This is a genomic window from Enterobacter sp. MGH85, from assembly GCF_001037655.1.
GTDB lineage: Bacteria > Pseudomonadota > Gammaproteobacteria > Enterobacterales > Enterobacteriaceae > Enterobacter > Enterobacter intestinihominis.
Genome location: NZ_KQ089925.1, coordinates 4,013,614 through 4,030,736 on the forward strand (window position 1 = coordinate 4,013,614; position 17,123 = coordinate 4,030,736).

Below are 17,123 nucleotides of genomic sequence, written 5' to 3' on the forward strand. Positions count from 1 at the left end.
AGGCATGTCCTGCCTGTGTGCTAAAACGGACAACAGCGCCGGGTATCCCCGGCACTGTTGCTGTATGGATTAACAGGAGTGTAATCAAACTACACTGATTTTGCACCTGTTCCGTGTTAGCGCGTCTTAATAACCAGACGATTGCTCTGTTTGACCTCTTCCATCACCACATAAGTACGGGTGTCGTTCACGCCTGGCAGACGCAGCAGGGTTTCACCCAGCAGCTTACGGTAGGCGGACATATCAGGCACACGGGTTTTTAACAGGTAGTCAAAATCACCGGAAACCAGATGACACTCTTGAATTTCTTCAAGTTTTTGTACAGCGGCGTTAAATTGCTCAAACACATCCGGCGCACCACGATTCAGAGTAATCTCAACAAATACCAGAAGTGAGGCATCCAGATAATGCGGGTTTAGCAGAGCCGTATAGCCCTGGATAAAACCCTGTCTTTCCAGTCGACGCACACGCTCAAGGCACGGCGTCGGGGAAAGTCCCACACGTTTTGAAAGCTCGACGTTGGAAATACGCCCATCCTTTTGCAATTCATTAAGAATGTTACGATCGATACGGTCGAGATCTTTGCCAGGGCGCTTCTTGCTATCTACCATTATTATTGTCTCTCTGTATTCCTTCCCTACTCCTGCCTGGACCCTGTGCACATCACTGTTCAGAGCCTGCACCCGTTATTCATCACATCGCCTGGTTATGTATTAGACGCGATGTGGATTCGGGTTCTGCGGTAAGAAGACCGTTGCCCGAAAGCAGTCACAGACATCACGTATGGCGTCTGTCCACACCATGCGTAGATTTCACTGACCCGGTAAAAATGGCATTTACGTGCATGTCTATTCGACATGCAGTTCATGCGTCTTTTTTTCTTCCTTGAATGTTTTCGCAAAAGCGCAGGGGATTGTCAAAGCAAAACATCGATTTTTAGTACAAGATGCCGGATATTCATTACGGGGGGGTATTAATCATCATTTTATTGCCTTATAAACGCGCGATTTTCAGTAGCAGACGTGATATGACCGTGTCTGATCCATAGGGCGTGACTATTGCATATATCGGAAGCAAAACTGTCGTGCTCTTTTTTTACGGCAACAAATTCCCTACAATCCAGCCCATTGCCTGCCAACAACAATGGGGATCTCATGGGCACGACCAAACACAGTAAGCTGCTAATCCTTGGTTCTGGACCTGCGGGATATACCGCAGCGGTCTATGCTGCACGCGCTAACCTGCAACCGGTACTGATTACCGGGATGGAAAAAGGCGGTCAGCTGACCACCACCACGGAAGTGGAAAACTGGCCGGGCGACCCGAACGACCTGACCGGGCCGCTGCTGATGGAGCGCATGCACGAGCATGCTGCTAAATTCGAAACCGAAATCCTGTTCGACCACATTAATAAAGTGGATTTGCAGAACCGTCCGTTCCGTCTGACCGGCGACAGCGGTGAATACACCTGCGATGCGCTGATCATCGCTACCGGTGCCTCTGCCCGTTATCTCGGTCTGCCGTCTGAAGAAGCATTCAAAGGGCGCGGCGTATCAGCCTGCGCGACCTGCGACGGTTTCTTCTATCGCAACCTGAAAGTTGCGGTGATTGGCGGCGGCAACACCGCTGTTGAAGAAGCGTTGTATCTGGCGAACATCGCCTCAGAAGTACACCTGATCCACCGTCGCGACACCTTCCGCGCCGAGAAGATCCTGATCAAACGCCTGATGGATAAAGTGGCGAGCGGCAACATTGTGCTGCATACCAACCGTACGCTGGAAGAAGTGACCGGCGATCAGATGGGTGTGGCAGGTCTGCGAATTCGTGATACGCAGAACACCGACACCGTCGAAACGCTGGAGGTAGCAGGCCTGTTTGTGGCAATCGGTCACAGCCCGAACACGGCCATTTTCGAAGGCCAACTTGAGCTGGAGAACGGCTACATCAAAGTGCAGTCTGGCATTCACGGCAATGCCACGCAGGCCAGCATCCCAGGCGTCTTCGCGGCTGGCGACGTGATGGACCATATTTATCGTCAGGCGATCACCTCTGCGGGGACCGGCTGTATGGCCGCCCTGGACGCAGAACGCTATCTGGACGGACTGGCAGAACAAGGTAAATAATCTTTACAAGTCAGTAACAAACGTAAATAAAGGCGGCCACTGGTCGCCTTTATTTTTGCTCACGTGTAACATGCAGATGTCTAATTTCTTATAACGTCACCTGCAAAGTACGCAATGGAAAAAACCCGTCAACAAGAGTTAACGCGCTGGCTGAAACAGCAAAGCGTTCTGTCCCGCCGCTGGCTTATGATTTCCCGCGTTCTGGGATTTATCAGCGGTCTGTTGATTGTTGCCCAGGCATGGCTGCTGGCCCGCATTCTCAATCATATGATCATGGAGAGCATCCCGCGCGAAGCGCTGCTGCTGCCGTTTATCGTTCTGGTGCTGGTTTTCGTCCTGCGTGCGTGGGTGGTCTGGCTGCGCGAACGGGTTGGGTTCCATGCCGGCCAGCACATCCGCTATGAGATCCGCCGCAAAGTGCTCGACCGGCTTTCGGAAGCCGGGCCTGCGTGGATCCAGGGCAAACCGGCCGGTAGCTGGGCGACGCTGATCCTTGAGCAAATCGACGATATGCACGATTACTATGCGCGTTATCTTCCACAGATGGCGCTGGCAGTGTTTGTGCCTCTGATGATTGTTATCGCCATCTTCCCTGTTAACTGGGTAGCGGCTCTGATCCTGATGGGGACCGCCCCGCTCATCCCGCTGTTTATGGCGATGGTCGGCATGGGTGCGGCAGATGCTAACCGTCGCAACTTCCTTGCACTGGGTCGGTTGAGCGGTCATTTCCTGGACCGTCTGCGCGGAATGGAAACCCTGCGGATCTTTGGTCGTGGTGAAGCGGAAACCGAAAACATTCGCCTGGCGTCGCAGGATTTTCGTCAGCGCACCATGGAAGTGTTGCGCATGGCCTTCCTTTCTTCCGGCGTGCTCGAGTTCTTTACCTCCCTGTCGATTGCGCTTGTGGCGGTTTACTTTGGCTTCTCCTACCTCGGCGCGCTGGACTTTGGCCACTACGGTACGGCGGTCACGCTTTCCGCCGGGTTCCTGGCGCTGATCCTGGCCCCGGAATTTTTCCAGCCGCTTCGCGATCTCGGCACCTTTTACCATGCCAAAGCGCAGGCGGTGGGTGCTGCCGACAGCCTGAAAACCTTTATGGAAACGCCGCTGGCACATCCGGAGCGTGGTGAAGTGACGCTGAATACGAACGATCCGGTGACCATTGAAGCACAGGATTTTTCTGTTCTGTCGCCTGAAGGCAAAGTGCTGGCCGGCCCGCTGAACTTTACCCTGCCTGCCGGGCAACGTGTGGTGCTGGTGGGTACCAGCGGCTCAGGTAAAAGCTCATTGTTGAATGCGCTGTCAGGTTTTATGGCGTACACCGGATCGCTGCGTATCAACAAAACGGAGCTGCGCGAGCTCGATCCTGATGCCTGGCGTAAACAGCTAAGCTGGGTGGGTCAAAACCCTCAGCTGCCTGCCCCAACGCTGCGCGAGAATGTGCTGCTGGCAAGGCCGGATGCACGTGACGATGAGCTGCAATCGGTCCTCGACCGCGCCTGGGTCAGCGAGTTTTTGCCGCTGCTTGCGCAGGGTGTCGATACCGTCATTGGCGATCAGTCTGCCGGGCTGTCAGTGGGCCAGGCACAGCGCGTCGCGGTTGCCCGTGCGCTGCTGAACCCCTGTTCGTTAATGCTGCTGGACGAACCCGCCGCCAGCCTGGACGCTCACAGCGAGCAGCGCGTGATGGATGCGCTTAACGCAGCCTCACGCCAGCAAACTACCCTGATGGTGACCCACCAGCTGGAAGGTATTGCCGGCTGGGATCAGATCTGGGTGATGGAAAACGGACACATTGTTGAGCAAGGCGATTACGCCGCGCTTGTTGCCGCGCAGGGGCCCTTTGCGACCCTGCTGGCGAACCGTCAGGAGGATATCTGATGCGCGCCCTGCTTCCCTATCTTGCTTTGTATAAACGCCACAAATGGATGCTGACGCTCGGGATCGTACTGGCGATTATCACTCTGCTCGCCAGCATCGGCCTGCTTACGCTTTCTGGCTGGTTCCTCTCCGCGTCTGCGGCCGCAGGCTTTGCCGGGCTATACAGCTTTAACTACATGCTGCCTGCCGCCGGGGTGCGCGGCACGGCGATTACGCGAACTGCCGGGCGCTACTTCGAACGCCTGGTCAGCCACGACGCGACCTTCCGCGTGCTGCAACACCTGCGTATTTATACGTTCAGCAAATTGCTGCCCCTCTCCCCTGCCGGGCTGGCACGTTTTCGGCAGGGCGAATTACTCAACCGCGTAGTTGCGGATGTGGATACGCTGGATCACCTCTATCTGCGCGTCATCTCGCCCATGGTGGGCGCGTTTGTGGTGATTGTCGTGGTCACGCTGGGGTTGAGTTTCCTGGATGTTCCCATCGCACTGACGCTCGGCGGCATCATGCTGATGACGCTGATTATTCTGCCGCCCCTGTTTTATCGTGCAGGTAAAACCACCGGGGAAAACCTGACGCGTCTGCGCGGGGAATACCGCCAGCAGCTCACCTCCTGGTTGCAGGGTCAGGCCGAGCTCACCATTTTTGGTGCCAGCAAGCGCTACCGCACCCGTATGGAAAATACGGAACTGAACTGGCATGAAGCCCAGCGTCGCCAGTCTGAACTGACCGCGTTTTCTCAGGCGCTGATGATGTTAATCGGTGGGTTTGCCGTTATCGCCATGCTCTGGATGGCCTCCGGTGGCGTGGGCGGTAACCCGCAGCCTGGCCCGCTGATTGCGCTGTTTGTTTTCTGTGCCCTGGCAGCCTTCGAAGCCTTAGCCCCGGTCACCGGCGCCTTTCAGCATCTCGGCCAGGTGATTGCCTCTGCGCTGCGCATTACGGATATTGCAGAGCAGGAGCCGGAAGTGAAGTTCAGCGCGGGTCAAACCGCTGTGCCGGAGCAGGTCGCGCTGACGCTCAGCAACGTCACCTTCGCCTACGACAAGCAGGCGCAAAACGCGCTGGAAGACATCAGCCTTTCTGTTGATGCCGGGCAGCGCATTGCGATCCTTGGCCGTACGGGATGTGGCAAATCGACGCTTCTGCAACTCCTCACGCGCGCCTGGGACCCGCAGCAGGGCGAGATTCGGTTTAACGACCTTCCGCTGTCTGATTTTAGCGAAGCGGCCTTGCGTAAAACGGTCAGCGTCGTGCCCCAGCGTGTGCACCTGTTCAGCGCTACGCTGCGCGATAATCTTCTTCTGGCGGCACCAGACGCCTCTGACGATACGCTGCGGGCGATGCTGGAACAGGTTGGGCTGCACAAGCTGCTTGAGGACGACGGGTTGAACAGCTGGCTGGGTGAAGGGGGCCGACAGCTTTCCGGTGGCGAACTGCGTCGTCTGGCCATCGCGCGCGCCTTACTGCACGATGCGCCGCTGATGTTGCTGGATGAACCGACAGAAGGTCTGGATGCGACAACCGAGAGTCAAATTCTTGATTTACTGACAAAGGTGATGAAAGGCAAAACCGTGCTGATGGTCACTCACCGCCTGCGCGGGCTGGTGAATTTCGATCGAATAATTGTGATGGACAACGGACACATAATTGAGCAAGGTAATCACCCAGAGCTGCTGGCAAAACAGGGTCGCTACTACCAGTTTAAACAGCGCCTGTAGACTATATTTGTAGCGTCCTCTCTCGCGTACTGGAGTTCTGTTGTCATGCGCCTGGTGCAGCTTTCTCGCCATAATATTGCGTTCCCTTCTCCGGAGGGGGCGCTGCGTGAACCTAACGGATTGCTGGCTTTGGGCGGCGATCTCAGCCCGGCGCGTCTCTTAATGGCTTACCAGCGCGGCATCTTCCCGTGGTTTTCTCCCGGCGACCCGATTTTATGGTGGTCTCCGGACCCGCGAGCCGTGCTGTGGCCCGGGCAGTTTCACCTGAGCCGCAGCATGAAACGTTTTCACGCAAATTCGCCCTATCGCGTCACGCTCAATCATGCCTTCGGGCAGGTTATCGAAGGCTGCGCTGAAGATCGTCATGAAGGCACCTGGATAACCCGCGACATCATTATCGCCTACCACCAGCTTCATGAGCTGGGCTACGCGCACTCCATCGAAGTATGGAAAGATGATGACCTCGTTGGGGGGATGTACGGGGTGGCGCAGGGCACGCTGTTCTGCGGCGAGTCGATGTTCTCCCGCGCCACGAATGCGTCGAAAACCGCGCTGCTGGTTTTTAGCCAGGAATTTGCCCAACGCGGCGGACAACTGATGGATTGTCAGGTGCTGAATGAGCACACCGCCTCGCTCGGCGCGGTTGAAATTTCCCGCCGACGCTATATCGAACACCTTGAACAGTGCCGACAGGAGACTCTTCCGCGCGATTTTTGGGTTCCCAGAATGCTCTTTATGCCCAATGCCTAAATGTTTTCCGCATATTTTTTATGAGGGTGTTATAATTACGCCGCAGAGTAGCTTCTGCCTGTTGCCCCGCCGCCGTTTGGGACCCTCGCTTCAGATAACGTCCTGACGTTTATCCTGTCGTATCCCCTTTACGAATGCGCTTTCCGTTCGGTTGTACCGTGACGCTTGGGCAATACGCTGAAATTGTTTTGCTGCGTTTTAAACGCGCAATTCTTTACTTAATTGATGAATTTCGGCATTATCTTGCCGGTTCAAAACTTGGTAGTGATACCCCAGAGGATTAGATGGCCAAAGAAGACAATATTGAAATGCAGGGTACCGTACTTGATACGTTGCCTAATACCATGTTTCGCGTAGAACTGGAAAACGGTCACGTGGTAACTGCGCACATCTCCGGTAAAATGCGCAAAAACTATATCCGCATTTTGACGGGCGACAAAGTGACTGTTGAACTGACCCCGTACGACCTGAGCAAAGGCCGCATTGTCTTCCGTAGTCGCTAATTGTTTTCGCCTGTAATGGCAGATGAATATTTAAAAGGTCGGGACAATCCCGGCCTTTTTTATTTATGGCCTTAGTGTGGCTGTGTCGGCAGATGTATTGTCATGCACGAGTTCATGGGTACGATTAAATCTTCAGCTATCGCGTGGGTAATGTCATGCAACAGTCCCGTCAGGTGCGGCAACATATCGCGGTCAAAATGCGAAACCAGCAGCACGTGGTTTAACGCCCGGCAGTAGTCACATTTCGTTTCTGTATCTTCCAGCAACCACTCTTTTTGTCGCGGCTGTTCCGCTTCGTCCTCAAATTCCACCACCTGAAAATCACGCATGGATTCTGTGAGGCCGGATTTTACCTCTTCCAGATAAGCTCCGAGACAGCGGCAAACGGGCTGCGTTTGTGGGAGCGAATGACAGTCGAGCAGGATTTCAGTGAGCAGGTTACAGCGTTCGGCAAGAGTTGGGAGATTGGGGTTGAGGGAAAGTTCGCTATATAAATGGGCCAAATTGTTTTCTGTATTCATTGGGTAATTCCTTCACACACTTTGAATTTACCACCGCAGGAAACGCCAATTCGCTGGCGGCGGACGAAAAGGAATTGGCGTACCAGTGTGTGTGCTACTGGCGCTTCAAGAGAAGCTTCCGATTCGCCCGCCAGATGCAGAATTATACCCCTTTCCTTAGGGCGAACGAAGCCTTCAGCATTACTGCTGCTTACACACTTTCAGGACGCCAATCCCGGCACCTGATTTTGCAGGTGCGCCGCCATTTTATTACTGTGAATTTATCCAGCAACCAACTTCGAACGAAACTGGAAAGCGCCTCGCAAAATTTCACTGCGGCCTGTTCCCCTCACCCTAACCCTCTCCCCAAAGGGGCGAGGGGACTGTTCAGTGCAAACAGCCCACAGGCAGAGGGAGAAAGGCAGGCATAAAAAAACCGGGCTATTGCCCGGTTTTCAGACCTACGTAAGGAATCAGTGAGCCGCTTCCGGCTTGTGCTTCGCCGCGCTCTGGAAATCGTACGTCAGCTCGTTCTTCGCCTGATCCAGCGCCACGGTCACCTGGCCGCCGTCAACCAGCGATCCAAACAGCAGTTCGTTCGCCAGCGGTTTCTTCAGGTTGTCCTGAATCACACGCGCCATCGGACGGGCACCCATCGCACGGTCGTAGCCTTTCTCGGCCAGCCAGTTGCGGGCCTCCTGGCTCACTTCCAGCGACACGCCTTTCTGATCCAGCTGAACCTGCAGCTCGACGATGAACTTATCCACCACCTGATGGATCACCTCGGTAGACAGGTGATCGAACCAGATAATGTTGTCCAGACGGTTACGGAACTCCGGCGTGAAGATCTTCTTGATCTCCTCCATCGCATCGGTGCTGTTATCCTGATGGATCAGGCCGATGGATTTGCGCTCGGTTTCACGCACCCCGGCGTTGGTGGTCATCACCAGCACCACGTTGCGGAAATCGGCCTTGCGCCCGTTGTTATCGGTCAGCGTCCCGTTGTCCATCACCTGCAACAGGATGTTGAACACGTCCGGGTGCGCTTTCTCAATTTCATCAAGAAGCAGTACCGCGTGCGGATGCTTGATCACCGCGTCGGTGAGCAGGCCGCCCTGGTCAAAGCCCACGTAGCCCGGAGGCGCACCAATCAAACGGCTGACGGTGTGACGCTCCATATACTCGGACATATCAAAGCGCAACAGCTCAATGCCCAGCGCTTTGGAGAGCTGCACCGTTACCTCGGTTTTACCCACACCGGTCGGGCCGGCGAACAGGAAGGAACCGACAGGCTTGTGGTCATGCCCCAGGCCAGCACGGGCCATCTTGATCGCTTCGGTTAAGGCCTCAATGGCTTTATCCTGACCAAAGACCAGCATTTTCAGGCGATTGCCGAGGGTGCGCAGCGTATCACGGTCGCTCTGAGAGACGCTCTTCTCAGGGATACGTGCGATACGGGCCACCACGGACTCGATATCCGCTACGTTCACGGTTTTCTTACGCTTGCTCGCTGGCATCAGGCGCGCACGCGCACCCGCTTCATCAATCACGTCGATCGCTTTATCCGGCAGATGACGATCGTTAATGTATTTCACCGCCAGCTCCACCGCCGCACGCACCGCTTTCGCGGTGTAACGCACGTCGTGGTGCGCTTCGTACTTGGTTTTCAGACCGTTGATGATCTGCACCGTTTCGTCAACCGACGGCTCGGTAACGTCGATTTTCTGGAAACGACGCGCCAGCGCACGATCCTTCTCAAAGATGTTGCTGAACTCCTGGTACGTCGTAGAGCCCATCACGCGGATCTTGCCGCTGGAGAGCAGCGGTTTGATCAGGTTGGCGGCATCTACCTGACCACCGGAAGCCGCGCCTGCGCCGATGATGGTGTGGATCTCATCGATAAACAGGATGCTGTTGGTGTCCTGCTCCAGCTGTTTTAACAGCGCTTTGAAACGTTTTTCAAAATCACCGCGGTATTTGGTACCCGCCAGCAGCGAGCCGATATCCAGCGAGTAGATGGTGCAGTCGGCAATCACTTCCGGCACGTCGCCCTGCACAATGCGCCAGGCCAGACCTTCGGCAATCGCGGTTTTACCCACGCCAGATTCCCCCACCAGCAGCGGGTTATTCTTGCGGCGACGGCACAGCACCTGGATGGCACGTTCCAGCTCTTTGTCGCGGCCAATCAGCGGGTCGATACCGCCAACGCGAGCAAGCTGGTTAAGGTTGGTGGTGAAGTTTTCCATACGATCCTCCCCGCCTGCTTGCTCTTCATTGCTGTTGATCTGTCCGCTGGGATCCGATGCCTGGTTAGGCTCGTCTTTTCGCGTTCCGTGAGAGATGAAGTTGACCACGTCGAGCCGGCTGACTTCGTGTTTACGCAGCAGGTAGGCCGCCTGGGACTCCTGCTCACTGAAGATGGCGACCAGCACATTGGCGCCCGTCACTTCGCTACGTCCGGAAGACTGGACGTGGAAAACCGCGCGCTGCAGCACGCGCTGGAAGCTGAGCGTCGGCTGTGTGTCGCGCTCTTCTTCACTGGCTGGCAGCACCGGTGTGGTTTGTTCGATGAAGGCTTCGAGTTCCTGACGTAGCGCCACCAGATCCACGGAGCAGGCTTCCAGCGCTTCGCGGGCAGATGGGTTGCTAAGCAGTGCGAGCAGCAAATGCTCGACGGTCATAAACTCATGTCGGTGCTCACGCGCTCTGGCGAAAGCCATGTTTAAACTGAGTTCCAGTTCTTGATTGAGCATAGGCACCTCCCCCAATTTTATGCCTTATCAGGCCTTTTCCAGCGTACACAGCAACGGATGCTCGTTCTCCCTTGCATAGTCGTTCACCATCGCTACTTTGGTTTCCGCTACTTCGGCAGTAAAGATGCCGCAGATCGCTTTGCCACGATAATGAACGGTAAGCATCAGTTGCGTTGCACGTTCAACATCATAAGAAAAGAACTTTTGTAGCACGTCAATAACAAATTCCATCGGCGTGTAATCATCGTTCATTAACATAACTTTATACATAGATGGCGGTTTTAGCGCGTCGCGCACTTTATCTTCCGCCAGCTGGTCAAAATCCAGCCAATCGTTGGTCTTACCCATTATGCATAACCACTTTGAATCTACCTCAGATGTTAGATAACAATCATCTATTACTGTCATCCGCGATGTCTGTCACAAACTGTTGCAATAGCGTTAACTGCCTCAAATTTTGGTTGATTATTGTCCCAACTCCAGCGCCAAACGCTTGACGGCTTCTTCCGTTTCTCTAAATTGTACAAGCGTGAGTTGGCGAGGTTTTGAACAGCCCCCACTCCACCACCGGTTCATTCCATCTTAATTTATAAGATTTACGAAGGATGTCGAAGCATGGAAATGGGTACTGTTAAGTGGTTCAACAACGCCAAGGGGTTTGGCTTCATTTGCCCCGAAGGCGGCGGCGAGGATATCTTCGCTCACTATTCCACCATTCAGATGGATGGTTACAGGACGCTCAAAGCCGGGCAGTCCGTCCGGTTCGATGTACACCAGGGGCCAAAAGGCAATCATGCCAGTCTGATCGTCCCCGTTGAAGCAGAAGCGGTTGCATAGCTCTCTGATTCATTGTGTACACCCTGCAGGCAAAATGCCAGCCCGATCGGCTGGCATTTTTATTTTCGGGTTATTCGCGCGCCAGCGCATCCACCGGATCCAGCCGCGCCGCGTTTCGCGCCGGTAGCCAGCCGAACAGAATACCGGTGAAGGTGGAACATAAAAACGCCGTCAGGATCGCCATCGGCGAGAAGCCAATCTCCCAGCCCGGTAAGAAGAGCTGGAGCGCAAAGGCGATCATCATCGAGAGCGCAATCCCCATCGCACCGCCCACCAGACACACCAGCACCGCTTCAATCAAAAATTGCTGCAGCACGTCGCTGGCTCTGGCTCCGACCGCCATGCGGATGCCGATCTCCCGCGTACGTTCGGTCACCGACACCAGCATAATGTTCATCACCCCTATCCCGCCGACGACCAGCGAAATCACCGCCACCAGCGTCAGGAACAGCTGAAGAGTACGTGTGGTCTTTTCCGCCGTTTTCAAGAGGCCATCCATATTCCAGGTGAAGAAATCCTTTTTCCCGTGGCGCAGGGTTAACAGCCGCTCCAGCTGCTGTTCCGCCAGCCCGCTGTCGTAGCCCTCCTTCACTCGAACGGTAATTGAGTTAAGCCAGGACTGCCCCATGATGCGCCCGGAAATGGTGGTGTACGGCAGCCAGACGCGCAGGATTTTACTGCTGCCGAACATCGACTGCTTCTCTTCCGCCACGCCGATCACCGTCGCTGGCATGTTGCCTACGAGGATCACTTCCCCCACCACATTGGTCTTATTCGGGAACAGCTGCCTGCGGGAGTTAGCGTCTAACACCACCACCTGCGCCCTGCCCGCCAGCTGTTCAGCGTTGAAGGTCGCCCCTTCGCTGAAGGTCATGCCGTAGACGTTGAAGTAATCTCCGCTGACGCCGTTAGCGCTGGCCGCCACGTCGATGTTGCCATAGCGCAGACGCAGGTTTTGCGAGACGGCAGGCGTGGCGGAGTTCACCCACGGCTGCTTCTGAATAGCCGCCAGATCGTCATACTTCAGCGCCTGCTGATACTGCGGCTCGTCGTCGCCAAAATCTTTGCCGGGATAAACGTCGATGGTGTTAGTCCCGATGGCGCGAATATCTGCCAGCACCAGCTGTTTCGCCGCATCGCCCACCACCACAATCGACACCACTGAGGCAATACCAATAATGATGCCAAGCATGGTCAGCAGAGTGCGCATTTTGTTGGCCGCCATCGCCAGCCAGGCCATGGTCAGCGCCTCGCGGAAACCGCTGGAAAACTGGCCCCAGCCAGTTGCGGCCGGCAGCGCCTCTTTCGCCGCCGCCGCTCTGGACTGACGTGGCGGCGGGTTGCTGACCAGCTCGCCGTCGTGGATCTCGATAATGCGTTCCGCCTGCGCTGCCACCTGCGGATCGTGGGTGACGATAATCACCGTATGCCCCTGATCGCGAAGCTGATGCAGGATCGCCATCACCTCTTCACCGGAATGGCTGTCGAGCGCACCGGTTGGCTCATCGGCGAGGATCACCTGCCCACCGTTCATCAGCGCGCGGGCAATACTCACGCGTTGCTGCTGACCGCCGGAAAGCTGCGAAGGCTGATAATCAACACGCTCCGCCAGCCCAAGACGCGTTAACAGCGCCTTCGCGCGTTCGAGGCGTTTTTTGCGCTCGACGCCCGCATACACCGCCGGCACTTCCACATTCTGCGCCGCGCTCAGGTGTGAAAGCAGATGGTAACGCTGGAAGATAAAGCCAAAATGCTCGCGACGCAGCTTCGCCAGCGCGTCGCCGTCCAGGGTGGAAACATCCGTCCCGGCCACGCGATAGGTGCCGCTGGTAGGCTTATCCAGACAGCCGAGAATGTTCATCAGCGTTGATTTACCCGAGCCCGATGCCCCGACAATCGCCACCATTTCACCGGCTTCAACGCGCAGGGAGATGCCTTTCAGCACCTCCACCGGCCCGTCGCCGGACGGATAGCTGCGACGAATGTCATTCAGCTCAAGCAGCGCCGTCATTGCGCGGCTCCAGGCAGGCTTTCGCTGGTGACCACTTCCTCACCCTCTTCCAGCCCTTTTACCACCACCACGTCGGTGTCGTTACGTGCGCCAATCACCACTTCCCGCTCGCGGGTTTCACCGTTGCGCAGCACTTTCACCTTGTAGCGATTGTCCCCGGCGGATTCGCCCAGCGCGGAGAGCGGAACCGTCAGCACGTTTTTCACGCCGGTCAACTGGATATGCACCTGAGCGGTCATGTCCAGACGCAGCACGCCCTGCGGGTTTGGCACCTCAAAACGCGCATAGTAGAAGATGGCGTCGTTGACCTTCTCCGGCGTCGGCAGGATATCTTTCAGCATCCCTTCATAGCGGGTTTGCGGATCGCCCAGCACCGTAAACCAGGCTTTCTGCCCCGGCTTAAGGTGAATGACGTCCGCTTCAGATACCTGGGCTTTCACCAGCATGGTGCTCATATCCGCCAGGGTCAGGATGTTCGGCGCCTGCTGCGCGGCGATGACCGTCTGGCCTTGCAGGGTGGTTATCTGCGTCACTTCCCCGGCCATTGGCGCAACGATTTGCGTGTAATCGAGGTTGGTTTTCGCCGTATCCAGCGAGGCCTGATTCCGCTTGATTTGCGCATCGATGGTGCCAATCTGCGCCTGCTTCACCGCCAGCTCCGTGGCGGCTGTGTCCAGATCCTGTTTCGAGATGGCCTGCGTTTTCGCCAGCGCCTGCTGGCGCGACAGGGTGACCTGAGCGAGATTACGCTCCGCCTGAGCCTGAGCGCGCTGAGCGCGCAACTCCATCAGCGTCGCTTCCACTTCGCGGATCTGGTTTTGCGCCTGCTCAGGATCGATCACGCCCAGCAACTGGCCTTTTTTAACCTTATCGCCAATCTCAACCGACAGGGTTTTAAGCTGACCGCTGACCTGCGCGCCCACGTCAACCTTACGCAGGGCATCCAGCTTCCCCGTCGCCAGCACGTTTTGTTGCAGCTCGCCCGGACGAACAATCAGCGTTTGATACTGGGGTACCGGCGCGTTCAGTACCTTCCATAACCAGAATCCGCCTGCTAACACCACTACCGCCAGCAGCAGAAACAGCTTTCTGCGTTTTCCCTTCAGGTTCATAAATATTCCAAATAATTGTTCTGGCTATCATCACCGTTGATTTTATCTAAACCACTCCTCAACGAAACCCCCGATCCCCGTTATCGTCGGGAATTGTTTACCCGATGTTGATAAAGCGCCTGCTGAAATAGCGAAATTCCACCAGAAGCAGGATCTAACATGTCTTCCATCGTCGATACACCTTATTCAACGCTGTCCCAGCCTAAATCGGGCTGGCAACTGTTTAAAAGCCTGGCATCGGGTTCCCTCACGCCGGGGCTGGCGTGGCAAAATCCGGCCTATCGACGTAAGTTTATGTTGCGCTCGCTGGCAACGCCGTTCACCACTGCGCGCCTGCTCGGAAACCTTGCAAAACAGCCCCGTCTGATGCAGATCCTGCGCGTGCAGCCCGGCCTGCCGTGCCGCCTGCACCGACCGTGGCTGACCGTCAATATGGGCCGTCAGAATACGCTGGACGCATTGGACAATCACTATCAGATGATGAGCCGCCATCTTCCGGCGTCACTGCTGAACGGCTACCTTTCCAGCCAGGGCATCACGCTGGTGACGTTAACGGGCAAAGAGGAGCAGCAGTTTAGCGTTCGCCTGAGCGCGGATGCGTTTCTGGACAAAGAAGGGGAAGCGACCCTCACTTTTTGCGACCACCAGAACACGGTGCTGGCCGAGCTGACCTTTACGCTGTGCAAATACCAGGGCAATTCAACGCTCTTCATCGGCGGAATGCAGGGGGCGAAAGCGCATGTCCCGCACGAGCACATTCAGCTGGCGACCAAAGCCTGTCACGGACTGTTCCCAAAACGTCTGCTGGTTGAAGCGGTCATGACGCTGGCAGGCGCCTTCCCCGTCGAGCAGATCCTCGCGGTGAGTAACGCCACCCACATCTACCGCAGCTGGCGCTATCGCAAGAAAAAAGAGGGAAAATTGCTGGCTGACTATGACAGCTTCTGGCGCTCCCTTGGCGGACAGCAGCAGGAGAACGGCAACTTTGCCCTGCCACTGACCATGCCACGCAAACCGATGGAAGAGATTGCGAGTAAAAAACGATCCGAGTACCGCCGCCGCTATATCCTGCTTGATAGCCTGCATCAACAGGTATCGCAGGCGACTGCCCGTTAATCGGCCCTCCCGCGAGCCAGCCAGAGGACGCGGGAGAACATTTTACGCAGCAGCGTGGGCACCGACTCCACGCCCCGCCTGCCCGCTTCCGTCGCGACTTCAATGGCCAAATCCGGTTTTGACGACCGATGGATAGCTTTGGCAATCACCCGACGCATATTCATGGGCACATCCACCGGGATCATCGCCACGCGGTGAAAGACGTCGTCAAATCCCTGGCGGTACATAAAGTGCTCCATGTCCATCGCGGGCAGCGTGGTCAGATGTTCCCGCTCCTCTTCTCGATCGTTATTGAGCAGGCTGCGCACGGTCGCCGCATATTTTTTACCCGCCTCATCGCCATCCACCAGCACGTGCCACTCTATCCCCATCCGGCGCGCAAATTTGATCAGCGGCTTTAAGCCAGACTGAGCAAATTCGATCACTTTGATGCCTTCGGCATCAAAGTGGTGTCCGCACTGGCGAGCCAGCTCGTTTATCACCCAGGTTTCGGTTTCCCCTTCCACCAGCAACCAGCAGCGGGCAAACAGGGAAGAGGCACGGTTAAAACGGATATGAAACGCAATGCGTCGGCCATCTTCGGCATTTAACCCGCCGGGCCCGAGCCGGTAGGCGGTGACCCGCGAGGATTCACGCACCAGGCGGCAGACATACTCCACCGGCGTCAGGGAGAGCAGCTCGCCGGAATTCGTGGTGGTGACACGCTGCAACGGCAGCAGATTAAGAAGATGCCACGCCACGGAAAGCATAATCGGGTGCAGCCGCGTTTCCGGATCTTCTACCAGCAGCAGCGGGCGCGCGTCCCGATCCAGGCGCACCGTCCCTTTCGCCTGTAACAGCGTGGAGAATAATCCCAGCAGGATCACCCGATGCGTGCGCCCGCTGGGGCGGTCGATCATGCGGTTGATAATATCGAGATAGCGCCAGCTTCGTTGCTCGTCGTGCGAGCGGCGGCGCATCAGGCGGTGGCGCGCCTGCCCCGTTCCCTGCTCAGAGAAGTAGTGCTCCAGCAGTTGCACCATGGCAGACAGCCCCTGACGGATCTGGCCGTCGGTGAGGTTCTGCGGCCGCGAGACCAGTTCACGGGCGAGGAAATCCAGCTCGCGGGCGGTCACCTCCACCTCAGGCATATTCGGCACGGTGCCGTTACGGATCCGCCGCATAAAGCGCGCGTCTCGTAAGCGCAACACGGGGGAGAGGCGGATCAGATGGCGGGCAAGCTCGTCAATATTATCGAGCGGGATCGGATTCCCCTTCTCATCAAGAAATTCACGCAGGGTTAATACCCCGTCGTTTTGCGCCATTTCGCCCTCAAGGCGATAGAAAATACGCTGGAACCCATCTTCACAGGGCACCCAGCAGGGCGACATAGGGCGAAAACGACGCACGCGATGGCGACCGGGCTCGGATTCGCGGAAGGTCAGAATGATATGCAGGTGTTTCTCGCGCCCGTTGACATCCCCCGGCGGAAACCAGAAGTCATCATGGACGAAGTGGTACAAGTTCTCTTCGGGCGAAAGCAGCAGCGTCAGGGCATCCAGCAGGCTGGATTTACCCCAGGCGTTTTCGCCTATCAGGACGTTGTTCTGTTCCAGTTGCAGCGACAGGCGGTTAATCCCGCGAAACCCGACAATCTCCACACGTTCGAGTAGCATACATCCCCCGCATTTCGGCCACTTTTTCCTTCAAGTTATCAGCAGTATAGCGGCAGGCTGTAGGTCACGACAGCAGAATATACGCCCCCTTAAATATTGGGCTATGCTCTAATTACCTCCGTTCTGAACAAGGATTGACATCACATTGCCTTAAATCAAAT

The 17,123-nt window shown here is 56.2% G+C and carries 14 protein-coding genes; 7 read left to right on the top strand and 7 right to left on the bottom strand.

Annotated elements, in window-relative coordinates:
- Nucleotides 1–116: 116 nt before the first annotated feature.
- Nucleotides 117–611 carry a leucine-responsive transcriptional regulator Lrp gene (gene lrp / locus SK51_RS19075; protein ID WP_000228469.1) on the bottom strand — a complete coding sequence of 165 codons (495 nt, stop codon included), beginning with the start codon at nucleotides 609–611 and terminating at the stop codon, nucleotides 117–119.
- Between the two features lie 543 nt (nucleotides 612–1,154).
- Here lrp and trxB point away from each other — a divergent pair.
- The 5 genes from trxB to infA all read left to right on the top strand — a co-directional run bounded on the left by trxB (nucleotide 1,155) and on the right by infA (nucleotide 6,978).
- The gene (trxB, locus tag SK51_RS19080) at nucleotides 1,155–2,123 is read left to right on the top strand and encodes a thioredoxin-disulfide reductase (RefSeq protein WP_048206950.1); all 969 of its coding nucleotides are present in this window, start codon (nucleotides 1,155–1,157) and stop codon (nucleotides 2,121–2,123) included.
- Between the two features lie 114 nt (nucleotides 2,124–2,237).
- Nucleotides 2,238–4,004 carry a heme ABC transporter permease/ATP-binding protein CydD gene (gene cydD, locus SK51_RS19085; RefSeq protein ID WP_032676342.1) on the top strand — a complete coding sequence of 589 codons (1,767 nt, stop codon included), beginning with the start codon at nucleotides 2,238–2,240 and terminating at the stop codon, nucleotides 4,002–4,004.
- On the top strand, nucleotides 4,004–5,725 hold the full coding sequence (cydC, locus tag SK51_RS19090; RefSeq protein WP_023305797.1) for a heme ABC transporter ATP-binding protein/permease CydC: 1,722 nt from the start codon (nucleotides 4,004–4,006) through the stop codon (nucleotides 5,723–5,725). The genes cydD and cydC overlap by 1 nt, the downstream gene beginning before the upstream one ends.
- Nucleotides 5,726–5,770: 45 nt before the next feature.
- Complete coding sequence (aat, locus tag SK51_RS19095; protein ID WP_023299713.1) at nucleotides 5,771–6,475, top strand: leucyl/phenylalanyl-tRNA--protein transferase; 705 nt, start codon at nucleotides 5,771–5,773, stop codon at nucleotides 6,473–6,475.
- A gap of 284 nt (nucleotides 6,476–6,759) precedes the next feature.
- On the top strand, nucleotides 6,760–6,978 hold the full coding sequence (infA, locus tag SK51_RS19100) for a translation initiation factor IF-1 (protein WP_002211347.1): 219 nt from the start codon (nucleotides 6,760–6,762) through the stop codon (nucleotides 6,976–6,978).
- A 71-nt stretch (nucleotides 6,979–7,049) separates the two neighbouring features.
- Here infA and SK51_RS19105 read toward each other — a convergent pair whose 3' ends face one another.
- From SK51_RS19105 to clpS, 3 genes are all read right to left on the bottom strand, one after another.
- Entirely contained in the window at nucleotides 7,050–7,499 is a 450-nt protein-coding gene (locus tag SK51_RS19105) for a hypothetical protein (RefSeq protein ID WP_023305796.1), read from the bottom strand.
- 452 nt (nucleotides 7,500–7,951) lie between these two features.
- The gene (clpA, locus tag SK51_RS19110; RefSeq protein ID WP_022647611.1) at nucleotides 7,952–10,231 is read right to left on the bottom strand and encodes an ATP-dependent Clp protease ATP-binding subunit ClpA; all 2,280 of its coding nucleotides are present in this window, start codon (nucleotides 10,229–10,231) and stop codon (nucleotides 7,952–7,954) included.
- Between the two features lie 27 nt (nucleotides 10,232–10,258).
- Nucleotides 10,259–10,579 carry an ATP-dependent Clp protease adapter ClpS gene (gene clpS, locus SK51_RS19115; RefSeq protein ID WP_006174393.1) on the bottom strand — a complete coding sequence of 107 codons (321 nt, stop codon included), beginning with the start codon at nucleotides 10,577–10,579 and terminating at the stop codon, nucleotides 10,259–10,261.
- Nucleotides 10,580–10,846: 267 nt separating this feature from the next.
- Here clpS and cspD point away from each other — a divergent pair, with 267 nt between their 5' ends.
- Entirely contained in the window at nucleotides 10,847–11,068 is a 222-nt protein-coding gene (gene cspD / locus SK51_RS19120) for a cold shock-like protein CspD (protein WP_006174390.1), read from the top strand.
- A 70-nt stretch (nucleotides 11,069–11,138) separates the two neighbouring features.
- Here cspD and macB read toward each other — a convergent pair whose 3' ends face one another.
- The gene (macB, locus tag SK51_RS19125) at nucleotides 11,139–13,079 is read right to left on the bottom strand and encodes a macrolide ABC transporter ATP-binding protein/permease MacB (RefSeq protein ID WP_023305795.1); all 1,941 of its coding nucleotides are present in this window, start codon (nucleotides 13,077–13,079) and stop codon (nucleotides 11,139–11,141) included.
- Nucleotides 13,076–14,191 (bottom strand): macrolide transporter subunit MacA, encoded by a 1,116-nt coding sequence (gene macA, locus SK51_RS19130; RefSeq protein WP_023305794.1) that lies wholly within the window; start codon nucleotides 14,189–14,191, stop codon nucleotides 13,076–13,078. Before macA ends, macB begins: the two co-directional genes overlap by 4 nt.
- Nucleotides 14,192–14,350: 159 nt before the next feature.
- Between macA and SK51_RS19135 the strand changes: the two genes are divergently transcribed.
- Complete coding sequence (locus SK51_RS19135; protein ID WP_023299710.1) at nucleotides 14,351–15,307, top strand: VirK/YbjX family protein; 957 nt, start codon at nucleotides 14,351–14,353, stop codon at nucleotides 15,305–15,307.
- On the opposite strand, the gene SK51_RS19140 is transcribed toward SK51_RS19135, so the two are convergent.
- The gene (locus SK51_RS19140) at nucleotides 15,304–16,962 is read right to left on the bottom strand and encodes an ATP-dependent endonuclease (RefSeq protein WP_023299709.1); all 1,659 of its coding nucleotides are present in this window, start codon (nucleotides 16,960–16,962) and stop codon (nucleotides 15,304–15,306) included. The genes SK51_RS19135 and SK51_RS19140 overlap by 4 nt on opposite strands.
- Nucleotides 16,963–17,123: the final 161 nt, after the last annotated feature.